This window comes from Luteolibacter algae, from assembly GCF_042683045.1.
GTDB lineage: Bacteria > Verrucomicrobiota > Verrucomicrobiia > Verrucomicrobiales > Akkermansiaceae > Luteolibacter > Luteolibacter algae.
In genome coordinates, this window is the sequence record NZ_JBHUIT010000031.1 from 64,603 (window position 1) to 87,066 (window position 22,464).

The 22,464-nt window shown below is 53.3% G+C and carries 20 protein-coding genes; 4 read left to right on the top strand and 16 right to left on the bottom strand.

The features are described 5' to 3' along the window. Positions 1–34: 34 nt before the first annotated feature. The 4 genes from hflC (at position 35) to ACFSSA_RS12610 (ending at position 4,275) form a co-directional block, all read left to right on the top strand. Complete coding sequence (hflC, locus tag ACFSSA_RS12595; RefSeq protein ID WP_386820829.1) at positions 35–1,042, top strand: protease modulator HflC; 1,008 nt, start codon at positions 35–37, stop codon at positions 1,040–1,042. Between the two features lie 232 nt (positions 1,043–1,274). Next, positions 1,275–2,324 carry a CgeB family protein gene (locus ACFSSA_RS12600; protein WP_386820831.1) on the top strand — a complete coding sequence of 350 codons (1,050 nt, stop codon included), beginning with the start codon at positions 1,275–1,277 and terminating at the stop codon, positions 2,322–2,324. Continuing rightward, the gene (locus ACFSSA_RS12605) at positions 2,321–3,187 is read left to right on the top strand and encodes a glycosyltransferase family 25 protein (protein ID WP_386820833.1); all 867 of its coding nucleotides are present in this window, start codon (positions 2,321–2,323) and stop codon (positions 3,185–3,187) included. Before ACFSSA_RS12600 ends, ACFSSA_RS12605 begins: the two co-directional genes overlap by 4 nt. A gap of 2 nt (positions 3,188–3,189) precedes the next feature. Next, a complete protein-coding gene (locus ACFSSA_RS12610) occupies positions 3,190–4,275 on the top strand; it encodes a glycosyltransferase family 10 domain-containing protein (protein ID WP_386820834.1) in 1,086 nt (361 codons plus the stop codon). Positions 4,276–4,335: 60 nt separating this feature from the next. On the opposite strand, the gene ACFSSA_RS12615 is transcribed toward ACFSSA_RS12610, so the two are convergent. The 16 genes from ACFSSA_RS12615 to ACFSSA_RS12690 form a co-directional block, all read right to left on the bottom strand. Then, positions 4,336–5,235 carry a hypothetical protein gene (locus ACFSSA_RS12615; protein WP_386820836.1) on the bottom strand — a complete coding sequence of 300 codons (900 nt, stop codon included), beginning with the start codon at positions 5,233–5,235 and terminating at the stop codon, positions 4,336–4,338. Further along, positions 5,222–6,196: a bifunctional heptose 7-phosphate kinase/heptose 1-phosphate adenyltransferase gene (locus ACFSSA_RS12620; RefSeq protein WP_386820838.1), complete on the bottom strand. Its 975-nt coding sequence runs from the start codon at positions 6,194–6,196 to the stop codon at positions 5,222–5,224. Before ACFSSA_RS12620 ends, ACFSSA_RS12615 begins: the two co-directional genes overlap by 14 nt. Then, positions 6,193–6,771 carry a D-sedoheptulose-7-phosphate isomerase gene (locus ACFSSA_RS12625; RefSeq protein WP_386820839.1) on the bottom strand — a complete coding sequence of 193 codons (579 nt, stop codon included), beginning with the start codon at positions 6,769–6,771 and terminating at the stop codon, positions 6,193–6,195. Before ACFSSA_RS12625 ends, ACFSSA_RS12620 begins: the two co-directional genes overlap by 4 nt. Continuing rightward, entirely contained in the window at positions 6,771–7,769 is a 999-nt protein-coding gene (gene rfaD, locus ACFSSA_RS12630) for an ADP-glyceromanno-heptose 6-epimerase (protein WP_386820840.1), read from the bottom strand. The genes ACFSSA_RS12625 and rfaD overlap by 1 nt, the downstream gene beginning before the upstream one ends. A 10-nt stretch (positions 7,770–7,779) precedes the next feature. Then, positions 7,780–8,277 carry an adenylyltransferase/cytidyltransferase family protein gene (locus tag ACFSSA_RS12635; protein ID WP_386820841.1) on the bottom strand — a complete coding sequence of 166 codons (498 nt, stop codon included), beginning with the start codon at positions 8,275–8,277 and terminating at the stop codon, positions 7,780–7,782. Further along, a complete protein-coding gene (locus ACFSSA_RS12640; RefSeq protein WP_386820842.1) occupies positions 8,274–8,819 on the bottom strand; it encodes a D-glycero-alpha-D-manno-heptose-1,7-bisphosphate 7-phosphatase in 546 nt (181 codons plus the stop codon). The genes ACFSSA_RS12635 and ACFSSA_RS12640 overlap by 4 nt, the downstream gene beginning before the upstream one ends. Next, complete coding sequence (locus ACFSSA_RS12645; protein ID WP_386820843.1) at positions 8,809–9,756, bottom strand: glycosyltransferase family 9 protein; 948 nt, start codon at positions 9,754–9,756, stop codon at positions 8,809–8,811. Before ACFSSA_RS12645 ends, ACFSSA_RS12640 begins: the two co-directional genes overlap by 11 nt. Further along, on the bottom strand, positions 9,743–10,861 hold the full coding sequence (locus tag ACFSSA_RS12650; RefSeq protein ID WP_386820844.1) for a glycosyltransferase family 4 protein: 1,119 nt from the start codon (positions 10,859–10,861) through the stop codon (positions 9,743–9,745). Before ACFSSA_RS12650 ends, ACFSSA_RS12645 begins: the two co-directional genes overlap by 14 nt. Further along, on the bottom strand, positions 10,858–11,937 hold the full coding sequence (gene rfbB, locus ACFSSA_RS12655) for a dTDP-glucose 4,6-dehydratase (protein WP_386820845.1): 1,080 nt from the start codon (positions 11,935–11,937) through the stop codon (positions 10,858–10,860). Before rfbB ends, ACFSSA_RS12650 begins: the two co-directional genes overlap by 4 nt. Continuing rightward, complete coding sequence (locus ACFSSA_RS12660; RefSeq protein WP_386820846.1) at positions 11,934–13,664, bottom strand: Hsp70 family protein; 1,731 nt, start codon at positions 13,662–13,664, stop codon at positions 11,934–11,936. The genes rfbB and ACFSSA_RS12660 overlap by 4 nt, the downstream gene beginning before the upstream one ends. Before the next feature lie 30 nt (positions 13,665–13,694). Continuing rightward, complete coding sequence (locus tag ACFSSA_RS12665) at positions 13,695–14,129, bottom strand: hypothetical protein (RefSeq protein ID WP_386820847.1); 435 nt, start codon at positions 14,127–14,129, stop codon at positions 13,695–13,697. Between the two features lie 37 nt (positions 14,130–14,166). After that, complete coding sequence (locus ACFSSA_RS12670) at positions 14,167–14,997, bottom strand: phytoene/squalene synthase family protein (protein ID WP_386820848.1); 831 nt, start codon at positions 14,995–14,997, stop codon at positions 14,167–14,169. Between the two features lie 15 nt (positions 14,998–15,012). Beyond that, a complete protein-coding gene (lepB, locus tag ACFSSA_RS12675; RefSeq protein ID WP_386820850.1) occupies positions 15,013–16,215 on the bottom strand; it encodes a signal peptidase I in 1,203 nt (400 codons plus the stop codon). A 103-nt stretch (positions 16,216–16,318) separates the two neighbouring features. Next, positions 16,319–17,740, bottom strand: coding sequence for a sulfatase (locus tag ACFSSA_RS12680; RefSeq protein WP_386820852.1), 1,422 nt, complete (start codon positions 17,738–17,740; stop codon positions 16,319–16,321). Between the two features lie 28 nt (positions 17,741–17,768). Beyond that, on the bottom strand, positions 17,769–19,553 hold the full coding sequence (locus ACFSSA_RS12685) for a sulfatase-like hydrolase/transferase (protein WP_386820853.1): 1,785 nt from the start codon (positions 19,551–19,553) through the stop codon (positions 17,769–17,771). Positions 19,554–19,595: 42 nt separating this feature from the next. Beyond that, complete coding sequence (locus ACFSSA_RS12690; RefSeq protein ID WP_386820854.1) at positions 19,596–22,283, bottom strand: PVC-type heme-binding CxxCH protein; 2,688 nt, start codon at positions 22,281–22,283, stop codon at positions 19,596–19,598. Positions 22,284–22,464 lie beyond the last annotated feature (181 nt).

Sequence of the window (22,464 nt, forward strand, 5' to 3'; positions counted from 1 at the left end):
GGTAGCATTTTTCTTATCATCTGAATTTATCATCATGAAACGCCCCCTCACATTGCTCATCCTCTTAGGCTTCGGTGCCTTAATCCTCGTTTTCAAACTTTGTTCCTACACCATTTCACCCACAGAGCAGGTGATACTCACTCAGTTCGGAGATCCCAAGGGGGATCCGGTCATCGAGCCCGGCCTTCATTTCAAAACGCCCTTTATCACTGAAATCAACCGCATCCCGAAAAACATCCTGCCATGGGACGGGATGCGCAACGAGATGCCCACGAAGGACAAACTCTACATCTCGGTAGATACGTTCGGCCGCTGGAAAATAACCGATCCTTTGGAATACTTCCGTAGGCTACGCAATGAACGCTCTGCGATCTCACGCCTGGAGGATATACTTGGCTCGGAGACGCGAAATGCCATCGCGAAACACGATCTTATCGAAATTGTCCGCACGGATAAGGATCGGACGCCAACCATCGATGAAACGATGGAGGAACTAACCGACGGACAATCCGGAAACATCGGTGTTCTTCCGAAAATCCGGAAAGGGCGCTCGGCCATCGAGTCGGAGATCATGAAGGCAGCCAAAGCAAAGCTCGCTCCCTTCGGCATCCAGCTCCTTGACGTGCGCTTCAAAAGGATCAACTACAACCCGACGGTGGTCGAAAAAATTTACGAGCGGATGATTTCAGAACGTCAGCAAATTGCTTCAAAATTCCGCTCCGAAGGGGAAGGGGAGGCTGCAAGAATCTTGGGCGATAAGGAACGGGATCTGAACGAAATCTCCTCCAAGGCCTACAAGGAAGTGCATACCATCAAAGGTCGCGCGGATGCCAAAGCATCGCAGATCTATGCGCGTGCCTACGGACAAAATCCGAAGGCGGCAGAACTCTACGAATTTATCAAAACCATGGAAACCTATCGCGAAACGGTAGGAAAACAATCGACCCTGGTCCTTTCGACAAACTCGGATCTCTTCAGATTCCTGAAATCATCCGATGCTGAGAGTGCATCTTCAGAGCGCAACAAAATCTTCCCGGAATAAGCGCCATTTAGGAGAGAACACGAGGTGGTGGAAAATTTGCCCATCTGGCAGTATAACGAATGGCAGTCATTGCCCGATATATTTCGTAAACCGGAAGTCAGAGAATAATCCTGCAACAGGCGGTTACACATTCTGATGATGTCGGGAGACGGATGGATAAACGACGAACTAATTAGGCCTATTCAACCAATCTTGGCTCGCCTCCAGATCGTTATCTTCGAATAATCCGTCCATGTCTCCAAAGTCCGCCAGCGCAATGCCTAGCCCGAGGATCTTTCTGATCTATAAGGGACGCGGTATTAATTCGTGGCACGAAGACATCCAATCAGGTTTCAGGCAGCTCGGATGCGAGGTGAAAGCCTCATCACTTCGTTCAAATCACCTTATCGAAAGAATTTCGCAGGTGCGGACCAAAACCCGTCTGTTGGAGAATGATGCCGTTTGTCGGCGCATTGCGGCGAGCCTCCGCGAATTTGGTCCGGATCTGATTCTGGTTCTCAATTTTCCAGGGCTTCCGGAACAGGCTCATTCCATGTTCCGGGAGGCCACGGACGGGAGAACACCCATCGTTGGTTGGCTTTGTGATCGTTTCGACAGGTTTCCCCCTGCTTTGCGACCTCTTTTTGACGGGGTCTATAATTTTGATACTGCTGCATCGGATTTGCTTATGGATATTTATCAAGGGACCTCGTGCAAACTGAGGATTCTTCCGCTTGCCGCGAATCCTGATAAGTACAGATACGCTCCGATACATGCGAGATCACGGATCGCGGCATTGGCTTTCGCGGGAAACTGCACACCCTCGCGCAATGAGATTTTCGAGAGATACCGGAAGATCGGTGGGGGGCTGGAAACCTTCGGTCCCCACAGCACCTCGTGGTTGAGGCCGTGGAGAAACAGGAGGCTTTCTTCCGATGCATTGAGCCGCATTTATAAGAAATATTTGGTGAGTCTCAATGTACTTCAGGAAGGAAATACGGTGCATGGGCTAAATCTTCGTGCGTTCGAGATTCCTTGTGCTGGTGGGCTGGGAACTTACCCGGATGTGCCTCAACTCGCAGAGTGTTTTATCCCGGGGGAAGAAATCCTTGTCTACCATTCCCTCGAAGAACTTAAGAGCCTTGTGGAGGAAATGATCGCTGATCCAGAAAAAGCGCAGGCCATCTCAGAGGCCGGCCATAGACGGGTAATGAACGAGCACACTTTTGCCCACCGCGCTGTGACTATCATTTCTGACTGGCTGCCCAAGCACTCGGTAGGCATGCTTTCCGCATTGAAATGACCGACTCAACAGTAGACTCCGCGCCCGCCAAATTGGTAGATGGTGTGGTCGTAATCAACCTTGTCCACCGGCCGGAACGTTTGGAGCGTTTCGCGAGTCAAGCGGCGGAGATTCCTTCTTTCAGCGGCTGGGAGCGCATCCCCGCCGTCGATGGCTCACTGCTCTCCAGCTACGGCAAGCTCCCGTGGTTCCGTGGCCGGAAACGCGACAAGGCCTGGGGCGGCCGCGCGGGCTGCACTCTATCGCATCGCAATGCAATACGCACCGCTAAGAAAAACGGCTGGAAAAGTGTGCTCGTTTTCGAAGACGATGTGAATCTCGGAAATGATCCTGAGACCTTGGAAAAACGGGTTTTCAATGCGATGCACTCGCAAGGAGACGATTGGCAAATTCTCTACCTCGGTTCGTCGGAAGTGATCGGGCCATGCCATTTGCTCGGGGAATTGGAAGGGGCACGAGCACTCTATGAGACCCAGGGATGTATCGGTGCCTTCGCCTACATCGTCAAAGACGAAGCCTATGATTGGATACTTGAACGTTTACCGGAGCAAGAAGATGTCTGGAAATGGATTTCACGTCACCGTGCCATCGACCGCTGGTTCGCCCGGAACCTCCGCCCGACCTTCAATGTGCGGTGCGTTTTTCCCAGTCTCATTGGCCACTTTTCTACCTTTTCGGACATCGGACAACGCGCAGCCGCAAATATACATACCGAGGCAAGTGACGAGCATGTCCAGAAATCCATCGAAGTCCGCGGTAGAACGGGCTTCGCCCTACGTTGCATCGTCCAGCGGATTCGCTTCGCCGCCGCGGACCTAGGGAATCGATTCCGCAGTTTGAATAAACGTCTGAGGGGTTTTTGATCATGTTCGAGAGCGATAATCAGACACGAATCCGGGTGAAATTTCTGACGAGAAATCAACCTTCAAATGGAAACTACGATAACTGGCTGAGGAGGTTTCCAACGCGAAAGCCTTCGTGGGGTCGATGCGATTTTATCTTTGAGCAGGAATGCTCCGAGTATGATTGGCTTGTGGTCTACGATGATTTTCCACGCCGCCCCGGTAGCAGTAAGTTACTCTGGGAAGAGCCGTTGGGATGCTCCCCGAGTCAGACGATGTTGCTCACTGCCGAACCTTCTTCGATTAAGATCTACGGGCAGGGTTTTCTCCATCAGTTCGGCTACATTCTCACCAGCCAAGAGCCATGGGCGATCCGGCATCCCGGTGCGATTTACCGGCAAATCGGGCATATCTGGTATTACGGCATGCAGAGCGAACGAGGCACGTGGGACAGTCTCGACTCCACCTCCCCCTGGGAAAAGGGAGAAGATATTTCCACAGTCTGCTCCAGCAAGCAGATGCGCCACACACTGCACCAGAATCGCTACGATTTTACCCAACAGCTGAAAGCCGACCTGCCGGAACTCGAAATTTTCGGCCATGGCGTGCGGCCAATTGAAGACAAGGCTGATGCACTTGACAATTTTCGTTACCACCTCTCCATCGAGAACCACATTTCCCGCCACCATTGGACCGAAAAACTCTCCGATCCATTCCTCGCTTACTGTCTGCCTTTCTACTGTGGATGCCCGAATGCGGCCGACTATTTTCCGGAAGAAAGCTTCGTCCCCGTGGATATCACCCGCTACGGAGAAACGCTGGAAACGATACGTAGGACTATCCGTGACAATGAATATAACAGGCGTCTCCCGGCCATCCGGGAAGCACGCCGCCTGATTCTCGAGGAATACGGCACTTTCCCGCAACTTTCTTCACTTATTGAGGAGCGTCACGATGCAAATGCGCGTCTCAAGCCCGGGACAGTCATTCAAAGCCGCCGTCTTTGGAGAAAAAAGCATCCCTTGGGTGCAGCTTCACAGCTCTTGGAAAAGAGCGCAGTCCAGCTTTGCAACCGCTTAGCTCACAGGGGCTTTCGGAATGACTCTTGATTCAGAAACTCTCTTCGCTATAGGCAGTAGCGAAGTGCGAAGTGGGTGGTGAATCGCTTTCTAAGCGTAGGTGCGAGTGACGAATTCCGCTAGTTCCGGGTGGCGATCCCATTGGTGGATCACCGCCGGCGCTTTACCGTTGATTAGGATTTTGTCTCCTTCAAAGTTTACCTTGAGGTCCTCTGTTACAGCAAGAGTTGCAATCCTTTCGCTGAAAGGGTCGTTGTAGGTTGGGTTCGGGAGATTGCCTTTGCGGACGATCTGGTTGTGGGAACCTTGATCATAGCACGTTCTACGGCAGACAAGTGGTCGATTCCTTAGAAGCGTTCCCGTCATCTTGGCTAGATAATCTAGCATGACCGGGCCGCGCGCCAAAGTCGTGCCAGCGCATGATACCGGGTATTGCTCCAGTTCCGAGGCCACCTCATCTCCGAAAAGCCCGGCGATCCATTTGCGGTTCTTCTTTTCATCACGGATCAGGCTGTCTTCCAGAGCAAACTCCACGTCCACACCCTCGGCGAGCGGCTCGGGATCGCGCTGGAAAACCACGTCTCTGGAATCGGTGAGCATCACCGTAGGGCACTTGCCTTCCTGGAAAACTTCCTTCTTCAAATACTCCGCATAATAGAAATGCCGCCCGCACATCACTGGATAGAATCGTGCATCTGTCTTATTTCTCAGTCCGAGAAGAGTCAGGAAAAAATCGGGAATGATTTCTTCGATGTGCTGCTTCTTCGGTATCCGATGATCCACCGCCCGAAAGGTGATTCGGGGATGATTAATCGATTCATAGTCATCCGCGTGTTTTTTGTGAATGAAAAGCGTCATTTCGGCATGCTCTGTATGCCGGATGAAAGATTTCAGAAACTCCTGGATTCTGTCCGGGCTGTAACCGATTGCGCAGGACAGGATATGAAGCGGTTCTCGTGAAGGGGGTATGTCTTGGCTAAGTGAACTCATGGATCTCCGTGGGGCTGACGGTTGCCGTGCCGACTTTGGAAACAACCACACCTGCGGCAAGGTTTGCAAACTTTGCCGAATCTACCGCACTGGCACCGGCGGCGAGTGAGGCGGTGAGCGTGGCGATCACCGTGTCTCCGGCACCGGAAACATCGTATACTTCCCGGGCGCTCGTGGGTAAAACTTCTATGACACTCCCGTTCTTTGAGACCACCATACCATCGGCTCCAAGCGTCACCACCAGCAACCGCGGGCTGTATTCCGCATGAATATTCCGGCAAACCTCCTCCAAAGGATATTTTTCTCCTATCGATGGTTCCGGAAGTCCTGCGAGCTCCAACGCCTCGTGACGGTTCGGAGTCATCAGACCGGCACCTCTGAATTTTAACATCCGCGCGGGTTTGGGATCGACTGCCAGAAGCTTGCCATGTTCCGCCGCCAAGGTGAAACATTTGTCGATCAGTTCCTGGGTGACGACGCCCTTAGCGTAGTCGGAAAGGATTATCGCATCACAGCCAACGATAAGTTTCCCGATCAATTCGGAAAAGCCAGTCGCCCCGTCAATCGCATACGCGGATCTTGGCGCCTCTCGATCAATTCTGCAAAGTTGTTGTGTGCGCACTACCACCCGGGTCTTCACCATGGTGGATAGCTCCTTGAGCTTGAGACATCCCCCTGCATCAACACCTTTTTCTTCAAGTAGGCGGCGGAGTTTTCCGCCTGCCTCATCCTCGCCGAAAGAACCACAGATTGAGACACCGACCCCGAGCGAGGCGAGATTCAGGGCAACATTCGCTGCTCCGCCAGCCGTATGTGTCTCACGTATTGCCTGCACTACCGGCACAGGAGCCTCGGGTGATATGCGATGCACGTCTCCCCAAATATAGTGATCCAGCATGAGATCACCCACTACAAGGATCCTAAGCGAGGGAAACTTCTCCAATAACTCCCTGCTGGTCATGGCAGTGTCTCCGGCCAGGGGGTTATATCGATTGCTTCCAACCACTGGTGCAGCACCAGAGTGTGCACTTCCTGAATGCGTGCGGTGTTTCCGCTTGGCACGATGATCTCATGATCGCAGGTGCCACGCGCCGCGCCGCCGTCTTTTCCCGCAAGTAATATCGTGATCATCCCTCGTTGTTCGGCAGCCTTGAAAGCCGCGATTACGTTCGCGCTGTTGCCACTTGTGGTAAAGCCAACCAAGACGTCCCCCGGTTTGCCCAAGGCTTCAACTCCGCGGGAAAAAACGTGTTCATATCCGTAATCATTGCAAATACAGGTGATTGCGGTGGCATCGGCATTCAAACAGAGCGCGGGCAGGGCTCTGCGTTCCACCGAATAACGGCCGACAAGTTCTTCGGCGAGGTGGAGGGCGTCTGCCGCACTACCTCCATTCCCGCAAGTAAGGAGTTTTTTCCCTGCGAGAATGGCTTGCACAATTGCTTCCCCAGCATGTTCCACGGCGGGACCAATGGCCAGAGATGCTTCGAGCACCTTGGCAAGTTCCTGCGCGGAGTCTTTGAAAGTCGGTGTCATCAGTGTCCGTTTTTTTCTCCCAAACGGGTGCCGGGAACGAGATAATTTTTCACATAGTCGCCGACGGCCTCTTCCAGGGAATGCATAGGGCCCTGCCAACCGGTTGCCATGAGGTGCGCTGTATCCGCGCAGGTATAATACTGGTATTTCCCTTTGAGGACATCCGGCATGTCGATGAACTCGATCTCCACCGGTTTGCCCAGAGTCTGGAAGATGGGCGTGACCAACTCGATCCAGGTTGATGCCTTGCCCGTGCCTATGTTGAAAAGGCCCGCAGCATCCGGATTCGCAGCGAGATGGAGTGTCATTGTCACTGCATCTTTGACATATACGAAATCCCGCTTCTGGCCGCCATCCGGATAGTCCGGGTGATAGCTTTTGAAAAGCTGCACTTTACCGGTATCCCGGATCTGGCTGCTGGCCTTGTGGACTACGCTGCGCATGTCACCTTTATGATCCTCATTGGGGCCGAAAATATTGAAATATTTCAATCCGACGATCTTATCGAGCCACCCGCGTCGTTTCGCATGAAGATCGAAGAGATGCTTCGAGTAGCCATACATGTTGAGAGGGCGGTATTTCTCCAGATCTTCGTGGGAGTCGTCCATTCCCATTTCGCCATCACCATAGGTCGCTGCGGAAGAGGCGTAGACAAATCGTCTGTTTCCTTCGAGCGCCCACTCCGCCAGACGCTGGGTGTATTGATAGTTGTTTTCGATCAAATAGTCCGCGTTTTTCTCGGTCGTAGCGGAACATGCGCCGAGGTGGAAAACCCATTTCACATCGGATAACTTGTCGCTTCCCAGCTGTTCGAGCAGTTGTGCGGCACCCAGGTAATCTTCATACTGCAGAGGGACCAGGTTCTTCCATTTTTCATCGGTCCCGAGCACATCGGTGATAATAATGTTTGAGAAGCCCCTGCGGTTCAGCTCCCACACAAGTGCGCTGCCGATCATACCAGCCGCGCCGGTAATAAGAATTTTGTCTGAAGCTTGCATTCGTAATGGGTTAGCCGTCGGAGCGCATACGCTCGATCAAGGATGTTGTGGATTTTCCAGAGACGAATGAGAGAAACCTGATGTCCACGCCGCTGTCAAGAAGTGCGGCTTTCTCTGTGGGCTCCAGGGAATCGATACTATAGTCTCCAGCTTTGGTGTAGATATCCGGCTTTAGTAATGTGATCTCATTTGCCAATCGTGGCCCCGGAAACACAAATACGGCATCCACACATCTCAAGCTTGCGAGAGCATATGCACGATCGTATTCCGGGTTCAGGGGGCGGTCGTCTCCCTTCAACTCGCGGACCGAGGCATCGCTATTGACCGCGACACAGAGAAAATCTCCGGTTTCCGCGGATTCCCGTAGATACGTCAGATGGCCACGATGTAGCAAATCGAAGCATCCGTTGGTCAGGATAAAGCGTTTGCCATCGTGTAAAGCTTGCTCACGTAACTCGGCGGCTTTGTCCAAGGTGACGATTCGTTCTTCCGGATTTATACTTCTCATAACTTTGGAAATAGGAATTTCATCGCGCTCAGAAAATCGGTGAAGACCGGGTATTTCTGAAGCAACTTCAGGGCGCCGATTTCAGAACGGAGATCGTCCAGTCCGGTGGCGACGCCCACGGCACGTGTTCCCGCTGCTTCCGCAGTAGCGATATCACTGCCACGGTCGCCGACATAACATACTTCGTCCGGTCGGAACGAATACTCGTTCATTACTTCCCGGGCAAACCGTGGGGAGGGTTTGCGATACTTCGAAGGCATTCCGGGGGCTTCCGGCGCACTACAGACGGCTTGAAACGGCACATTTTCTCCGAGTATTTCGAAAAGCCTATTATTGCAGCGATCTACGGCCTCGATATCGAAATAGCCTCTACCGACTCCGGATTGATTCGTATGCAAAAATAGCTTGGCTCCGCTGTCCAATGCCAGGCGCAAGCCTTCTTCTACTCCGGGAAGAAGTCTAATGTCCTTTGGATTTGAAAGATAGGGAACATGTTCGATCAGTGTCCCGTCACGATCCAATATCAATGCCTTAGGCGTCATTACTTCGTAATCTTAGAGAGTTGAAAACAGTTTCCGGCAGCAGATCTTCAAGATCTTCGGATTGCAGCCATCCCACATCCGGACCTCTTGGAATCATCCGTAATGGGTCAGACTTCGCGGACATCAGCGAGATCGTCGGAGTTCCCACGATCGCAGCGATATGAACAGGGCCGGTATCATTGCCAACGGCTCCCTGTGCACGACGACCGACCTCCGCCAGCTGCCCGATATCAGTTTTCCCAGCAAGGTTGATGACGTTCGGTGCCAATTTCTGGATCTCGGCAATAGCTTCTTGATCGGCATTGGTCCCGACGGCGACAACCTGTAAAGAGCGCGAAGACAGGCGCTCGGCTAGTTCCGCAAAATGACGTGCCGGCCAGCGCTTATGGGGATGTTGTGGGGCGCAACCGGGGATGAACATTACAAATTTCTCCGGAAGATTCAAATCCTCTACATTGCCGGTCAGCCAGTCCAGTTCGGGAGGTCCTGCCCTGCGAACATCTACGGACTCCAGAAATCTCATGATTCGCTCGGTGGCTGGAACCGGATCTTTCCGATGATCGTGGCGCTGATGGGAGCAACCCTTGGCCGTCCCGCACCACTCCGGTGGATTGGGCCCGATCAACCTGAAATAAAGCCCTGTCCTATCGTTTCCCTGTAGGTCGTAAACCCGATCATATCTTACTTTTCTGAGTTCTTTGCGGAACCGGAGGATTTTCAAAGGTTGATAGAGCCTGGGTGACGAGTCCTCCAGGATGTGATCAAACCAGGGCATCCGGGAGGTCAATTTCACAAACGGGGGGCGGGTGAGCAGAGTGATCTGCGCACCGGGATGCTTCGCACGGATTGCGTGGAATCCTTCCATGGCCAGAATGATATCTCCCAGAGCACCAAGTTTGATCACCAATATCTGTTCTTGGTCTTTAGTCTCGTTCATCGTCTTTTTTAGCAATCGCTGTATAAACCGCCACGGTGGATTCCAGCATTCTATTCAGTGTGAAATTAGTGATCAAGCCGGGAACCATTGGGGTTGCGAGAATCTCCATGGTTTTTTTAAAGAGCTCCCCGGGCTGGCCCAAGTCCACTAGCCCCTCAGGGAAAAAATCGCTCAGCTGTTCTCTTACTCCGCCGTGATCATAAGCTATCACAGGCTTCCCTATAGCAGCCGCTTCGAGTGAAACTCTGCCAAATGCCTCCGGATCACGTGAAAGGGAAAAAACAACGTCAGATACAGCCATGATATCGCGGATATCACTGCGTTGTCCTAAAAAGCTTATATGTTCGGACACTTCCAGCGTGCGGCACAGCATTGCAAGCTCATCGGCAAAGCTTTGCTTCCGGGGATGCGTCTCTCCGACAATCAAGCCGTGTGCGTCCACACCTTCTCCACGCAAGCTTGCGATCAGACGGATGAAGTCCTCTTGACCTTTCCAGCGGGTAATCCGTCCCGGCAGGAGAAGAATTTTTTTTGTTTCGAATTGGGGAAACTTTGATCGCCATGCTTGCGACCATTCTTCCGGTGGTTTGTATCCACGGCAGAATATTTCCGGGGACACGCCCCGATGGATTACTTTGATGTTTTCCGACGGAGTTTCAGGATAATTTTTTAGGATGTATTCCCGGATACTCTCGGACACAGCGATGATCTTTTCGCCTTTCGTCATGACTGCGGAGTAGCGGTTGACCGAGTAGAAGCCGTGAACTGTGCTGACGAGGCGAGGGCGTGTCGCAGGATCCATTTTCCTCCATGCCAGCCATGCGATCCAACCTGGAACGCGTGAACGAATATGCAAAATATCGGGCTTTTCCCGATCCAGAAGCCGACGAAAAGCCCGGACTTGGAGCAGTGAGACCAGGCTTTTTCGATGCACTGGCATAGAAATATGACGCGCTCCGCTTCGTTCCAGAGCTTCGACCTGTCTGCCACCATTCGAGACCACGATCGCTTCGTGGCCATTTTTTACCAGGAAATCCGCAAGTTCCAATGTTCCCCGCTCGACTCCTCCGGAATTCAGTTCCGGCAATGTTTGTAAAATCTTCATTTGTTCCGCCGCCGGTCTGAATCATTACACTCCGCGAGAGCTTCCCACCAATCCTTGTTTTGCAGATACCATCTGACGGTGCTTTCAAAGCCTTTTTCAGAGTCCCACCGGGGCAGCCAGCCAAGCTCGCGCTTGATTTTTGAGGAATCAATCGCATACCGGAAATCATGTCCCAGGCGATCTTCGACGAAGCGGATTCCGGATACAGCGTTCTTCAAAGCGGGGTATTCCGGGAACTCATCTGACAAGCCGGCGAGAATTTTGCAAAGCTCCCTCACGAGCTTGAGATTACTCCATTCATCGCTGCCACCGATGGCATACGATGCTCCTATTTCACCATGTTCAGAAATGAGCAGCAACGCATCGCAGTGATCCTCCACGTGAATCCAATCCCGGATATTACTTCCTGTTCCGTAGATGGGAATCGGTAGCTGGCGTATCGAGTTTGAGATCACCTTGGGGATCAGTTTTTCCGGATATTGATAGGGCCCGTAGTTGTTGGAGCTGTTGGTGATAATGGTCGGTAAACCATAGGTTTCCCGCCAAGCCGCCACGAGGTGATCACTTCCGGCTTTGCTGGCGGAATAAGGAGACCTGGGAAAGTATTTACTGGATTCATCGAATGCCCCGCTTTCACCAAGTGATCCAAAAACCTCATCTGTGGATATATGGATGAACTTGAAATGTCCCTTCTCTTGTTTTCCCATGTCCTGCCAGAAATCCAATGTGGCCTCCAGCAATGTGGCTGTCCCGAGCATGTTCGTCTTCACAAAACGCAACGGGTCTTTAATTGAGCGATCCACATGGCTTTCCGCAGCCAAATGGAAAATACGTTCCGGGCGGAAACGGGAAATCGTCGATTTCAGAAGATCGTGGTCTGTGATATCGCCATGAACAAATTCGTAATTTTCATGACTTTCGCACTCACCGAGAGAGGAGAGGTTTCCAGCGTAGGTTAGTGCATCAAAGTTCAGCACCCGGTGGCCGTTCTGCAAAAGCTTCCGGATAAGATTTACTCCGATAAAACCAGCTCCGCCGGTGACTAGTATCCGCTGGCGCGAAGGAGAATCGTTCATAGGCGAAGTTCTTTTTCCAGAGCTTCCTCCATGGCCTTCTCCACCAAGCGTGCAGCAGCGGCCTCGGTGGCGGCATCCAGCCGGGACACGGCGGCCTTCAAGGGATTCGCAGCACCGGTGCTCAATGCTTCGTTCACGGCTGTAACCGCGGATCGGATTGCCTCAAGCTCTTCATCTCTCACAAGGCCTTGATCAATGATCATCGCGACAGCTGGAAGGAGCTCGTCTGCCTTCATTTTTGCCTCGGTGAAAATCCGTTCAGACATATCGTCGAAGGCATACTCGACGGAAGCACTAACCATTTCCTCTACTGCCGCATCGTCTACGTTTACCGCGGAGCTTTCTATTTTAACGACTACGTCTTTTCCCGTAGAAATTTCTCGTGCCAGGACTTCAAGAATGCCATCCGCATCAATTTTGAACTGTACGCCGACACGGGCCTGTCCCTTTGGGAGCTTTTCCATTTCTATCTCGAAGCTGCCCAGCTCCCAGTTATCCCGTGACATTTCACGCTCTCCCTGGAGAACCCGGACACGCATTCTTTCCTGCCCGTCGGCGGCATTGGTGAACATTTCTCCGGCCTTGCATGGGATCGTTGTGTTGCGTGGGATCAAGACGTTCATCAATCCTCCGAAAGTTTCGATGCCCAAGCTGAGTGGTGTTACGTCCAAAAGCACCATTTTGGTCATCGCGCCGCTCATCACTCCTGCTTGGATGGCCGCGCCAAGTGCTATGGCCTCATCCGGGTGCTGGGTGACATCCACAGGTCTTCTGAAAAAATCCGCCACGGCATCGCGGACGGCTGGCATTCTAGTGCTTCCCCCCACCAATACCGCCGCATCAAGCTGATCAATATTCAGGCCACTATCCAACATTGCCTGGCGGCAGCAGCGCAGGGTTTTCCCGATCCAGGCTTTGGTCATTTCATCGAGATCTCGCTTGCTGAGAGTCTTTTCCAAACTACTGGAACCATCGTAAAAAGGAATCCGGATCGTGTAGATATCTTCTTCCGACAAAGCGCGTTTTGCACTTTCCGCTTCTTCAAGAAATTTCACGCGAGCTGCCGGGCTCAGCTCTTTGATATCTTTGGAAAGCCATTCGAAGATCATCCCATCGACATCATCCCCGCCGAGACGGGTATCCCCATGAGTGGCGAGCACCTGGAAAACACCGTCTTCCATTTCCAGGACGGATAGATCGAAGGTGCCTCCTCCGAGATCGTAAACTGCCACCCGCGAACGGTCTTTCAGCTTATCGAGTCCATATGCGAGAGCGGCGGCTGTTGGCTCATTGAGGATTCTTACCACTTCCAGGCCCGCGAGTTCACCAGCACGCTTGGTAGCGGCACGCTGGTTGTCGTTGAAATACGCGGGAACGGTGATGACCGCCCTCGTCACCGGTTGTTCCAGCCGCCATTCCGCGATCCGTTTCAGCTCGCCCAGGATATCCGCGCTGACCTGTTCCGGCGATTTACCGAGCTTTTGTAAAACGTCATCCGCCACACGATCCGCACCCATCCACCGTTTGACCGATGTGACCACCCGGGAGGGTTCTGCGGCGCGACGCCTCAGTGCTTTGCGGCCGACTTCGATTTCTCCGCCCGCGCCATACCAGACGGCGCTGGGAATGATACGTTTCCCATCCTCATCCGCCAGGAGAATGGGGAAGCCGGAATCCACAACTCCTACCGCGGAATGCGTCGTGCCGAGATCGATACCTATGATCATCACAAAAATTCAGTCAGGGAGAGCCCTCGGCTAAGGCACGCGGAAAATTTTCCCGTTGGAAGGATCCTTTGCCAGCTGGCCGGAGCGGAAGCCCTGGACATCGATCACATTATAAGGTGGGTAGGGGCTAAGGACCTGGTCACGGTTGTCGGTGCGTTCCGCTGTAGGGTATTGGTCTCTGGAGGGGGCGGGACGTTCGCTTGGGTAAGGGCCTTGTTGATCGAAGCCATTGTCATATCGATTCCGGTTCTCCCGCTGCTGGTTTTCCTGCAAGGCGGCGACACCCGTGCCCAATGCAGCTCCCAGAGCAGCTCCGCGGACCGCGTCACGGCTGCCGTCTCCGGCGATAGCTCCGATAGCTCCGCCGCCCAATGCTCCCACCGCGGCGCCCTGTTGTTGATATGGTGTGCAGGAGACAAGCACGCCTCCGGCAATTGCCGCTGCTGTAAGTTTCAATCTGGTCATGATGTTTCTGACGTAAAGTTGCTTGGATTTATTCGTATCATCGCCTGGCAGCGATCATATATTTGGAAAGAATAGCCAGTTTTCTTGCTTTTGAAACAGAATATCGCCGATCAAACACCCGGAATTTGTCGGCTTTGAGCTTTTTCAGAAGGCATTGGTAGGTTTCCGCCATAATTCTGGCAGGAATGAGGGCTTTCCGGTCGATCTCCGGGATGAGTTTTTCTGCTTCCGCAAAAAGATATTCGGCGCGTTCTGTCTGATAGGCCATCATGGCGAGGAAGCGTCCATCATAAACTTTTCCAATCAGATCCCGCTCCGAATACTGGAAACGGATCATATCGTTTATCGGGAGGTAAATTCTGCCTGCATTTGCCAGATCTTCGCCGACATCCCGCAAAATATTGGTCAGCTGCAGAGCATTACCAAGTGTTTCCGCATATTTATCGGAATCCTCGTGGACACAGCCGAAAAGCCGTGTGCTGACGAGTCCCACCACGCCCGCGACTTTCCAGTTATACCGGGAAAGCTCTTCCCAGCTCCCAAACCGTTGAACGGCTAGATCCATGCGGCAGCCGTCAATGATTTCCAGAAGCCATTGTTCACAAATCCCGCGTCGCAGCATCATGGCCCGGACCTCGTTTCCGAATCCGTCTCCACTGGGAAAACCATGACGTATGCCATCCGCCCAAGCATCCAGGCCCTGGCTTCTCTCCGCGGTGGATAAGCCCTTGTCATCGGCCAGGTCATCGATCGTCCGGCAGAATGCGTAGAAAACCACCATGTCCTCCCGCTTTTCCTTCGGCAGGATTTTTAGCGCGAAGGCTAAATTTGATTCAGCCTTCCGGGTGATCTCAGATGCGGCTGACACTTTTTGGAATGATCTTTATCTGATGAAACCCCAATGCCCGGAAGTGATTGGCCAGAGGCTGAATGCAGCAGGACCGACCAGGTTGTATTCCTTTACCGAGCCCCAGTAGCGGGAATCCAGGGAATTTCCGGTGTTATCGCCCATGGCCGCATATTCCCGCATTCCCGGAGCTGCCTCTTTGCCTTTCAGTGAAAGGACATCATCCTCGTTCACGAGGTAGCGGTGCAGCTTGTTGCTGGGCTGGGCCAGAACATAGCCCTTGTGGTTTTCCTTGAAAGGGCTGGCTCCTTCGGCGACCCGGCGGATGCCCGGCTCCTGCGCGACCTTGCCATCGACCAAAAGATCGGGAGTTTTGATGGACAGGGTATCTCCCGGCACTCCCACCAGTCTTTTGATATAGTGGGAGCCGCCGCCCTGGGGGCCGCTGTGTTCCTGAATCCCGCGGATTCCCAGGGTATCGAAAACAAATACCTCACCACGTTTTGGTCGGCGGAAATGATAGGTGAATTTATCGACCAGAACAAGATCGCCGGAATCGATAATTCCTTCACAGACCGTGGTGCCGGCTTTCAGAATCCCACCGTTTTGCGCGGCGGATCGGATCGCATCCCCCAGGCCAATCTGCATGCATGGATTGGTGGGAGCGGGAAGGCGAAGCGGTTTTGAATTTGTGAAATAAATCTGCGCCTTGCTAAAGAAGTGGAACCATTGGATATCGCGCACATCCGGGGCTCCGCTGCTGGTTGGAGCGATCTGGCGGTCCTGATCATTGACTACCTTGACGTAGCTTCTGCCCCGTAAGGCAAATTCTATCAGGCGCTGAGGCAGGCTGGGCCATTGTTCCGAAGGGAGAGGTGTGCCCACAATGCCATTCAGAGTAGGCTGCATGGAACCGGTGGGAATACGGAATGGCTGCATGTAATAGGCTCGCAGGCCCAGGGCGATCACGATCGCTACGAACATGACTTCCACATTCTCTTCAAACCAGGATTGGGGTTTTTCGCGGGGCAATGCGTTCTCGCACGTCGCGCGGAGCTGTTTGGAAGCCTCTTCGACCTTTTCCCGGCTGCGCTCACGGATGGCGGAAAGAAGGTCCTTTCTACGGGATTCGATTTCCGCCACTCGCTCGGGGGTGAGCAGATCACGTTTGTAATCAACGAATTTCTTCGCACCCTTTGCCAGAATTTTAGCGTTCTTTTTCCAAGCTGCCGTGAACATAGGGGGGAAACCCTGCACCTCTGAAGCCTCTCCTGCAAGCTCCACTAGTGAGGAAAAATTCGGGTTTTACGGGAATCAGGCCGAAGCTTTCCCCCGGCATTCTCTATTTCAGGATTTTTGAGAGCTCCTTGCTCATTGCTTCCACGATTTCCGGCTGATCGGTTGCGATGTTTTTCGTCTCAGCGGCGGAGCTGGTATGATCATAGAGCTCGACTTCGCCACTTTTATGACGGGTCAGGCGGTGGGTGGCGTTGCGAATGGTTTTCGCCTCCCCGCGGTAGGCAACCGCTGCGTGACCGGCAGCCGTAGGATCTTTCAACTGAGGTAAAAGGGAAGTGCCCTGGAGGAAATCCGGTTTCGGGATTTCAGTGAGATCGCAGAGGGTGGGGAAGATATCAATGCTCGCCACCACCGAGTGGGACATGGTTCCCGGGGCGATGACCGCAGGATCGACAATGATCAGCGGGGAACGCAGAGATTCCTCGAAAAGTGCGTGTTTTCCCCAGATCGAGTGCTCGCCAAGGTGCCAGCCGTGATCCCCCCACAAGACGATGACCGTATTCTGATCGGCTCCAGTTTCTTTGAGTTTATCGATGATGCGCCCGATCTGTGCGTCTGCATAAGTCGCACAGGCCGCATAATGTCTCCGCACTTCTGTGGCGAAATCGCTATCGGTCCGAGGGTCTTTGCCCCAACGATTGTATTGCCCCATGAATTCGCCGGAGCCGTGCCAGGTTGTTTTGCCGGCGGGCTTTCCGGGGTGTGGAATCGGGGGTAAGTCCACCCCGGTATAAAGATCCATATATTGCTTTGGAGCGCCAAACGGGAGATGCGGCTTGATCAAGCCGACCGCGAGGAAGAACGGTTTTTCCTTTTGCTGCGCTAGCTGGCCCAGCTGTGTGAGAGCTTCATCGGTAATTAAACCGTCAGGATAAATGCTATCGGGACCTTCGACGGTCTGGAAAACATCCATGGTTCCCCTGTTCTTACTCCGGATCTCGCCATTCGCGAGGCCGTGCATGCTCCCACGTGGGTGTTTCCATGCGCCTGTGGGCATAAGGTTTTTATCCCAGGCGTCAGGGATTTCGACTTGATCAGGGTCGTTCCAATCAGAGCCTCCCAGGCCTCCGGGATGATGGGAGATTTTTCCAATGGCGACGGTGGTGTAGCCTTCCTTTCTGAACCACTCCGGCATGGTCGGTGGAACGGATTCCGGATTTTCCCTTAATCTCTCCGCCCGTTTGAAGATGGCATCGTTGCCAGCAGTGCCGTAGCGGCCGGTGAGCATGGTAAAGCGCGAAGGGCCGCAGCTGGGTGAGTTTACAAAATGGCGGTCAAAAGCACGACCGGCAGCTACAAGTTTATCGATGTTCGGGGATTTGATGTAATCCACTCCGAAGCTATGGAGCTCTGGCCGGAGATCATCCACGCAGAGAAAGAGAATATTCTTTTTCTCGCTTGCGGCATTAAGGGGATTGAGAGCGGCTGCCAGCAGGCAGGCGCCGATGAATTTGTTAACGGTCATTTTGGGTTTTGGTTATTTGGGAGCGGGACTAACGGACTTTGACAGAGATGCTATCCGACATCCCGTCCTTCGCATAGGTGACAGGAAGGTTATTGGCCATTGGCTTCGCATCCTGCCATGAGTAAAGGGTGATCGTGGTGTCCCCGGCTTTGTGGGCGGTGACGACTCCGAATTTATCGATGGTGACAATCCCGGGATTGCTGCTTTCCCAGATGGTATTGTTGATCGTCGCATCAGCAGGGAGGACCTCAGCCGAGATGCGGGTGGATTTTCCGACTGCGAGAGCGAGATCGCCGCTTTTTATCGAGACATCGGTGGCCGGGATGAAGCGGTTTGACTCGATGACTTTACCGAGCCTTTCGAAGGCTGCCTGCTGCTCGGGTGTTAATTTATCAAGCTCCAAGCCACTGTGGTAGATGATATTGAAATGAGGGGCAGGAACTTCTCGATTGCCGGATTCCTCGATCGAGTCTGACTCAATATCGAAAAACCTCCCTTTTGGGAAACCGGGATGCGGGGCGTAACGTTTGTATTTCTTATCGAAGGCAAACCGGAGAACCACTTTCTGATCTTTCTCGCTGAAATAGGGCTCTTCGTAGTAGAAAAAGTTTTCGCGGCGGTGCTCCCCGGCTTTTCCAAGGATCTGTGGCCAGAAATTGATGCCATCGATCTCATCCGCGTTTGGCGGATTGATATCTGCCGCCGCACAGAGTGTGGGATAGATATCGATCAGATTGACCATGCCGTCATAGCTGCGGATTTGATCGTCTTTGCCGGTTGGAACGGTGCCGGGCTGGGAGAAAATCAACGGGACGTGCATGCCATGGTCTGTCGCGGAGCCCTTCCGCCCCTGATAACGTGTGCCATCTGGCATGACGTGGATGAAAGGTTTCTGGGTTCCATTGTCGCCCATGAGCACGATCAAGGTATTCTCGGTAAGGCCGAGGGAATCGATTTTATCGATGACATTGCCGACCATTTTGTCGGTGTATCGGATCATCTCCGGAAAGTTTTTCAGGGTCGCCTTGTCATTTCCTTTGGGGCTTTGGAAGTCATCGTCGAATTTATCGAACTCATCGAGCGGATAGGTATCCGGTGTCGGAACGTGATAATTGCCCTCGTCCTCCTTGTGGACCAATGCGAGGGGGTAATACAGAAAGAATGGCTCGTCTTTATGTTTTTCGATGAAGTTCAAAGCGAAGCGGTTACAAATGTCCGGACCGAACCAACGGCGACCAGTTTCCGGATCAATTCCGTCATCGAATTTCCTGATCTCCCCGTTGATGACAAGATCCGGGTTGAAAAATCGATTGCCTTGCTTGACCAGATCAAAGCAGCAGAACTCCTCCCAGCCGAATTCGTAGAGATAGTCTTTCGCCGGAATTTCCTTTGTGCCGCGGGACTGTTTCCACTTGCCGGTGATGCCTGTGACGTAGCCGGCGCGTTTGAACACATCGCCGAATGTGATGTCGGAGGCATGTTGGGATTTTTTATGAACAAGATTGCGGTGATTGTATTTACCGCTCATTAGGGCGATGCGTGTCGGCTCGCATAATGGAGCGGTAAACGCACGATCACAGCGCAGGCCGCGGGAGGCGAGTTTATCAATATTTGGCGTGCTTAATTCCACATCGTCCAAGGCACCGCCCACAAAGCCCATTTTGTTGGAGCCGTAGGCGGAGATTCCCAAGTGTCCGAGATCATCGATGAGGATAAAAACCAGATTGGGGCGTTTTTCATCAGCGGCGCTCAAATCCGGACGAAGGGCGGGGAGCAGAAGGGAGATGGTGAAAAATAGAATGCGTGGAATCATAGAAAATAAAAATAGGGCGGAGAGAGGTTAGGTGAAGAAAGTTCAGAGGGTCCGGAGGTAAGCTGCGAGATCCGCAATATCCTGCGGGGTAAGTCCGAGCTGCTCGGCGGATAACATGAGAGATTTGAAAATACGCTTTTCAGTGCGTTTGATCCTGTTTTTCGGGACAAGCTGAGTCAGGCCGCTCATGGACTCGATCATGATAGGATCCCCAATGCTGCGGACGATTCCATCAATCTGCAGCCCATTGTTGAGGTGAAGCCGGGTGGCTTCATATCCGTGGGCAATACTCTGTGAGGGAACCACTAACGCATTGATGAATTCTTCGGCTCCCTGATCCTTGACCCAGCCTGTGAGATCGGGACCGAATGGAACTCCGTTCCCTTCGAACCGATGGCACATCATGCAGCGGGCGGACTGGATTTTCCCGCGTGCGGGATCGCCTTCCATGGCTGCTATTTCCGTTGCCGGAGGTAGATTGGAAGTCTTTGGCTGCTCCGGAGTCACGATGCCCCGGAGGGTGATTTTATCGGGATCGTAAATGCCGCGTTGCTTCAGAAGCTGGCGGATTCCGTAGCTCTCCCATTCGTCCAGACCACGATTGAAAAGCCACCACCTCGCTTGTTTTGCCAGGCTCTTATTGCTGCCGTTTGCAAAATCCGCGATGGTCATGACGGCATCTTTGGTGGCGATGAATGCAAGGGTGTCAAAAGCCAAGCGGCGCGCGGAAGCAGAAAGCTTGCGGGAGTGAACTCTATCTATGAGAGCGGGAACCGCTGCTTCCGGTTGCAATCGCCAGGTGATGCGTGCGAATTCCTCCGACCATTCCAGCGGCTCCTGGGCAGCGCTTTGCACGAGTGATTTCCATACCTCCGGTTCCATTCCTTCCGCAGCCAGTCCGCAAGCCTCCAGGTAGGTGCGATCGTCCGCATTATCGAGCTGTGAGAAAAGCTTCACGACTAGCTCCTGTTTGCTTTTCGCCGGGAAGGAACGGAGTGATACCGCAATCTCACGACGGACCGCCGGGCTGGGATCCGTGACCAGAACCCGGGCAATCTCCAGCACGTCCGCGCCCGCGTTTCGGAGGGCACGGAATGCGAGCAGACGCTGCTCGGGATCGCTATGGGTCAGGCGACCACGGCAGATTTCGGTGCCTTCCGAGCCGATGAGCGGTAGCAGCCACACCGCGCGGGCACGAATCCACCGGTCCTCATTTTTGAGAAGCTCTTCAAGGATTGGCAACGCGTCCTTGCCTGCCGCCTTGAGTAGCTCGAATCCTGTGTTTCTCACATGAGTTGCAGGGCTTGTGAGCATTTTTGCGCCATTTTCCAGAGGGTCGTCCCCGAGCTCCGGGATGACCGGTTTGAACCCGCGGGGAGCGATCCGATAGATGGTTCCGGACATGCTTTCATCCACGTCCTTGTGGCCACCCACTCCGCTATCGAACCAGTCTGAGACATAGATTGCCCCATCCGCGCCAACCATGACATCCGATGGGCGGAAAAGCACATTATCTTTGCTGGATAGCAGCTCGCTGTGCTCTCCCAGATCCATTGCCGCGCCTTTTCCGAGAGTAGGTTGATAGGAAAAAATCACCCGCTGGCGGGCCTCGCAGCTGAAGAGCGATCCTGCGTATTTCTCCGGAAGAGCTCCATTTTCATAGAAAGCGATGCCAGTGGGAGAGCCGCTCCCGTAGACATCACCGGAAGGAATTGTGCCGGGATCCTCCTGCCGCCAATGAGCGGTGGGTATATCCTGGTCCGGGCGCTTATCGGAACTCCAGCTACGTTTGCCGTCTTTGGAAAAATAGCCGAGAAAACCTCCTTCCATGAGCCAGGTATTCCGGCAGGAGACGCGGTCGTCATTGTCGTTCTGAAAGAGATCACCAAAGGATGAATGGCAATGCTCATAGCTATTGCGCATGCCGTGGGCCATGATCTCGATGGATGAGCCATCGGGGTTCATCCTGCCAACCGCACCCGAGAGCCAGATTTTTCCGTCATCGCTTGGTTTGCCCGCGTATTCGGTGGGATCATTGAACCACTGGGGATTGCCTGCTCCGGAGTTGTAATAGCTTCCTCCCAGACGGAGGGTGAATCCGTCCCTGTTGCTGAGCAAGGCGCCGCAATTCCCTTGGTTGAAATACCATTTGCCATCCGGACCCGCGGTTGTGGCATGGAGGCTGTGATCGTGATTCCGGGCATTGGCTCCAGTGAGAATCTCTTCGCGGGTATCGATCGCAGGATCGAACTTCAGGTCCCGATCCACATCGGTATATACGATGATGCTGGGTGGTTGGGCGACGACGATTTTATTATCAAAAACGCTGACTCCCAGAGGAGCTACCAGTGCTGGCTCCTGGACAAAACAGATGGATTTATCAGCAGTCCCATCGCCATCGGTATCTTCCAGAACCATGATACGGTCCCCACCAGGCCTGCGGTTTTCGTGGTGACGATAGTTCACCCCCTCGGCGACGTAAATCCGACCGGCGGCGTCTGTATCCATGTTCGTGGGGTTGAAGAACATAGGAGTCGTCGCCCATACAGTCACCTCCAGATCATCAGGAAAGGTGAAATCCGCCACGGCCACTTTCTTGGGAGCTTTGTCCGAAAGATCCGGGAGCTCTTGTTGTGCTACGTAAGCATCGGGATTACGCGGCGGGGCTGCGTGGGCATGGCCACCTGCGATCATGCAGAGCAGGCCGATGTTGGGGAGGATTCGATTCATGGGATAGGCAAAAAAATGGGCTTTGTGGGATGGGGCGGGCGTCTTTCGGGAGAGGGTGCGGGTGAACAACCGGCACATTCGCACCGGAGGCATTTGTCCCGCACCACCTGGAGATGAAAAGAACTACTGGCCCAGAGTGCATGATTTTTCAGTGAAGGAAACATCGGCCCTTGAAAAGCTC

Bases quoted from the DNA above. Each gene is read 5' to 3' on its own strand.
- hflC (WP_386820829.1), top strand. From the start codon at position 35: ATGAAACGCCCCCTCACATTGCTCATCCTCTTAGGCTTCGGTGCCTTA.
- ACFSSA_RS12600 (WP_386820831.1), top strand. From the start codon at position 1,275: ATGTCTCCAAAGTCCGCCAGCGCAATGCCTAGCCCGAGGATCTTTCTG.
- ACFSSA_RS12605 (WP_386820833.1), top strand. From the start codon at position 2,321: ATGACCGACTCAACAGTAGACTCCGCGCCCGCCAAATTGGTAGATGGT.
- ACFSSA_RS12610 (WP_386820834.1), top strand. From the start codon at position 3,190: ATGTTCGAGAGCGATAATCAGACACGAATCCGGGTGAAATTTCTGACG.
- ACFSSA_RS12615 (WP_386820836.1), bottom strand. From the start codon at position 5,235: ATGAGTTCACTTAGCCAAGACATACCCCCTTCACGAGAACCGCTTCAT.
- ACFSSA_RS12620 (WP_386820838.1), bottom strand. From the start codon at position 6,196: ATGACCAGCAGGGAGTTATTGGAGAAGTTTCCCTCGCTTAGGATCCTT.
- ACFSSA_RS12625 (WP_386820839.1), bottom strand. From the start codon at position 6,771: ATGACACCGACTTTCAAAGACTCCGCGCAGGAACTTGCCAAGGTGCTC.
- rfaD (WP_386820840.1), bottom strand. From the start codon at position 7,769: ATGCAAGCTTCAGACAAAATTCTTATTACCGGCGCGGCTGGTATGATC.
- ACFSSA_RS12635 (WP_386820841.1), bottom strand. From the start codon at position 8,277: ATGAGAAGTATAAATCCGGAAGAACGAATCGTCACCTTGGACAAAGCC.
- ACFSSA_RS12640 (WP_386820842.1), bottom strand. From the start codon at position 8,819: ATGACGCCTAAGGCATTGATATTGGATCGTGACGGGACACTGATCGAA.
- ACFSSA_RS12645 (WP_386820843.1), bottom strand. From the start codon at position 9,756: ATGAACGAGACTAAAGACCAAGAACAGATATTGGTGATCAAACTTGGT.
- ACFSSA_RS12650 (WP_386820844.1), bottom strand. From the start codon at position 10,861: ATGAAGATTTTACAAACATTGCCGGAACTGAATTCCGGAGGAGTCGAG.
- rfbB (WP_386820845.1), bottom strand. From the start codon at position 11,937: ATGAACGATTCTCCTTCGCGCCAGCGGATACTAGTCACCGGCGGAGCT.
- ACFSSA_RS12660 (WP_386820846.1), bottom strand. From the start codon at position 13,664: ATGATCATAGGTATCGATCTCGGCACGACGCATTCCGCGGTAGGAGTT.
- ACFSSA_RS12665 (WP_386820847.1), bottom strand. From the start codon at position 14,129: ATGACCAGATTGAAACTTACAGCAGCGGCAATTGCCGGAGGCGTGCTT.
- lepB (WP_386820850.1), bottom strand. From the start codon at position 16,215: ATGTTCACGGCAGCTTGGAAAAAGAACGCTAAAATTCTGGCAAAGGGT.
- ACFSSA_RS12680 (WP_386820852.1), bottom strand. From the start codon at position 17,740: ATGACCGTTAACAAATTCATCGGCGCCTGCCTGCTGGCAGCCGCTCTC.
- ACFSSA_RS12685 (WP_386820853.1), bottom strand. From the start codon at position 19,553: ATGATTCCACGCATTCTATTTTTCACCATCTCCCTTCTGCTCCCCGCC.
- ACFSSA_RS12690 (WP_386820854.1), bottom strand. From the start codon at position 22,283: ATGAATCGAATCCTCCCCAACATCGGCCTGCTCTGCATGATCGCAGGT.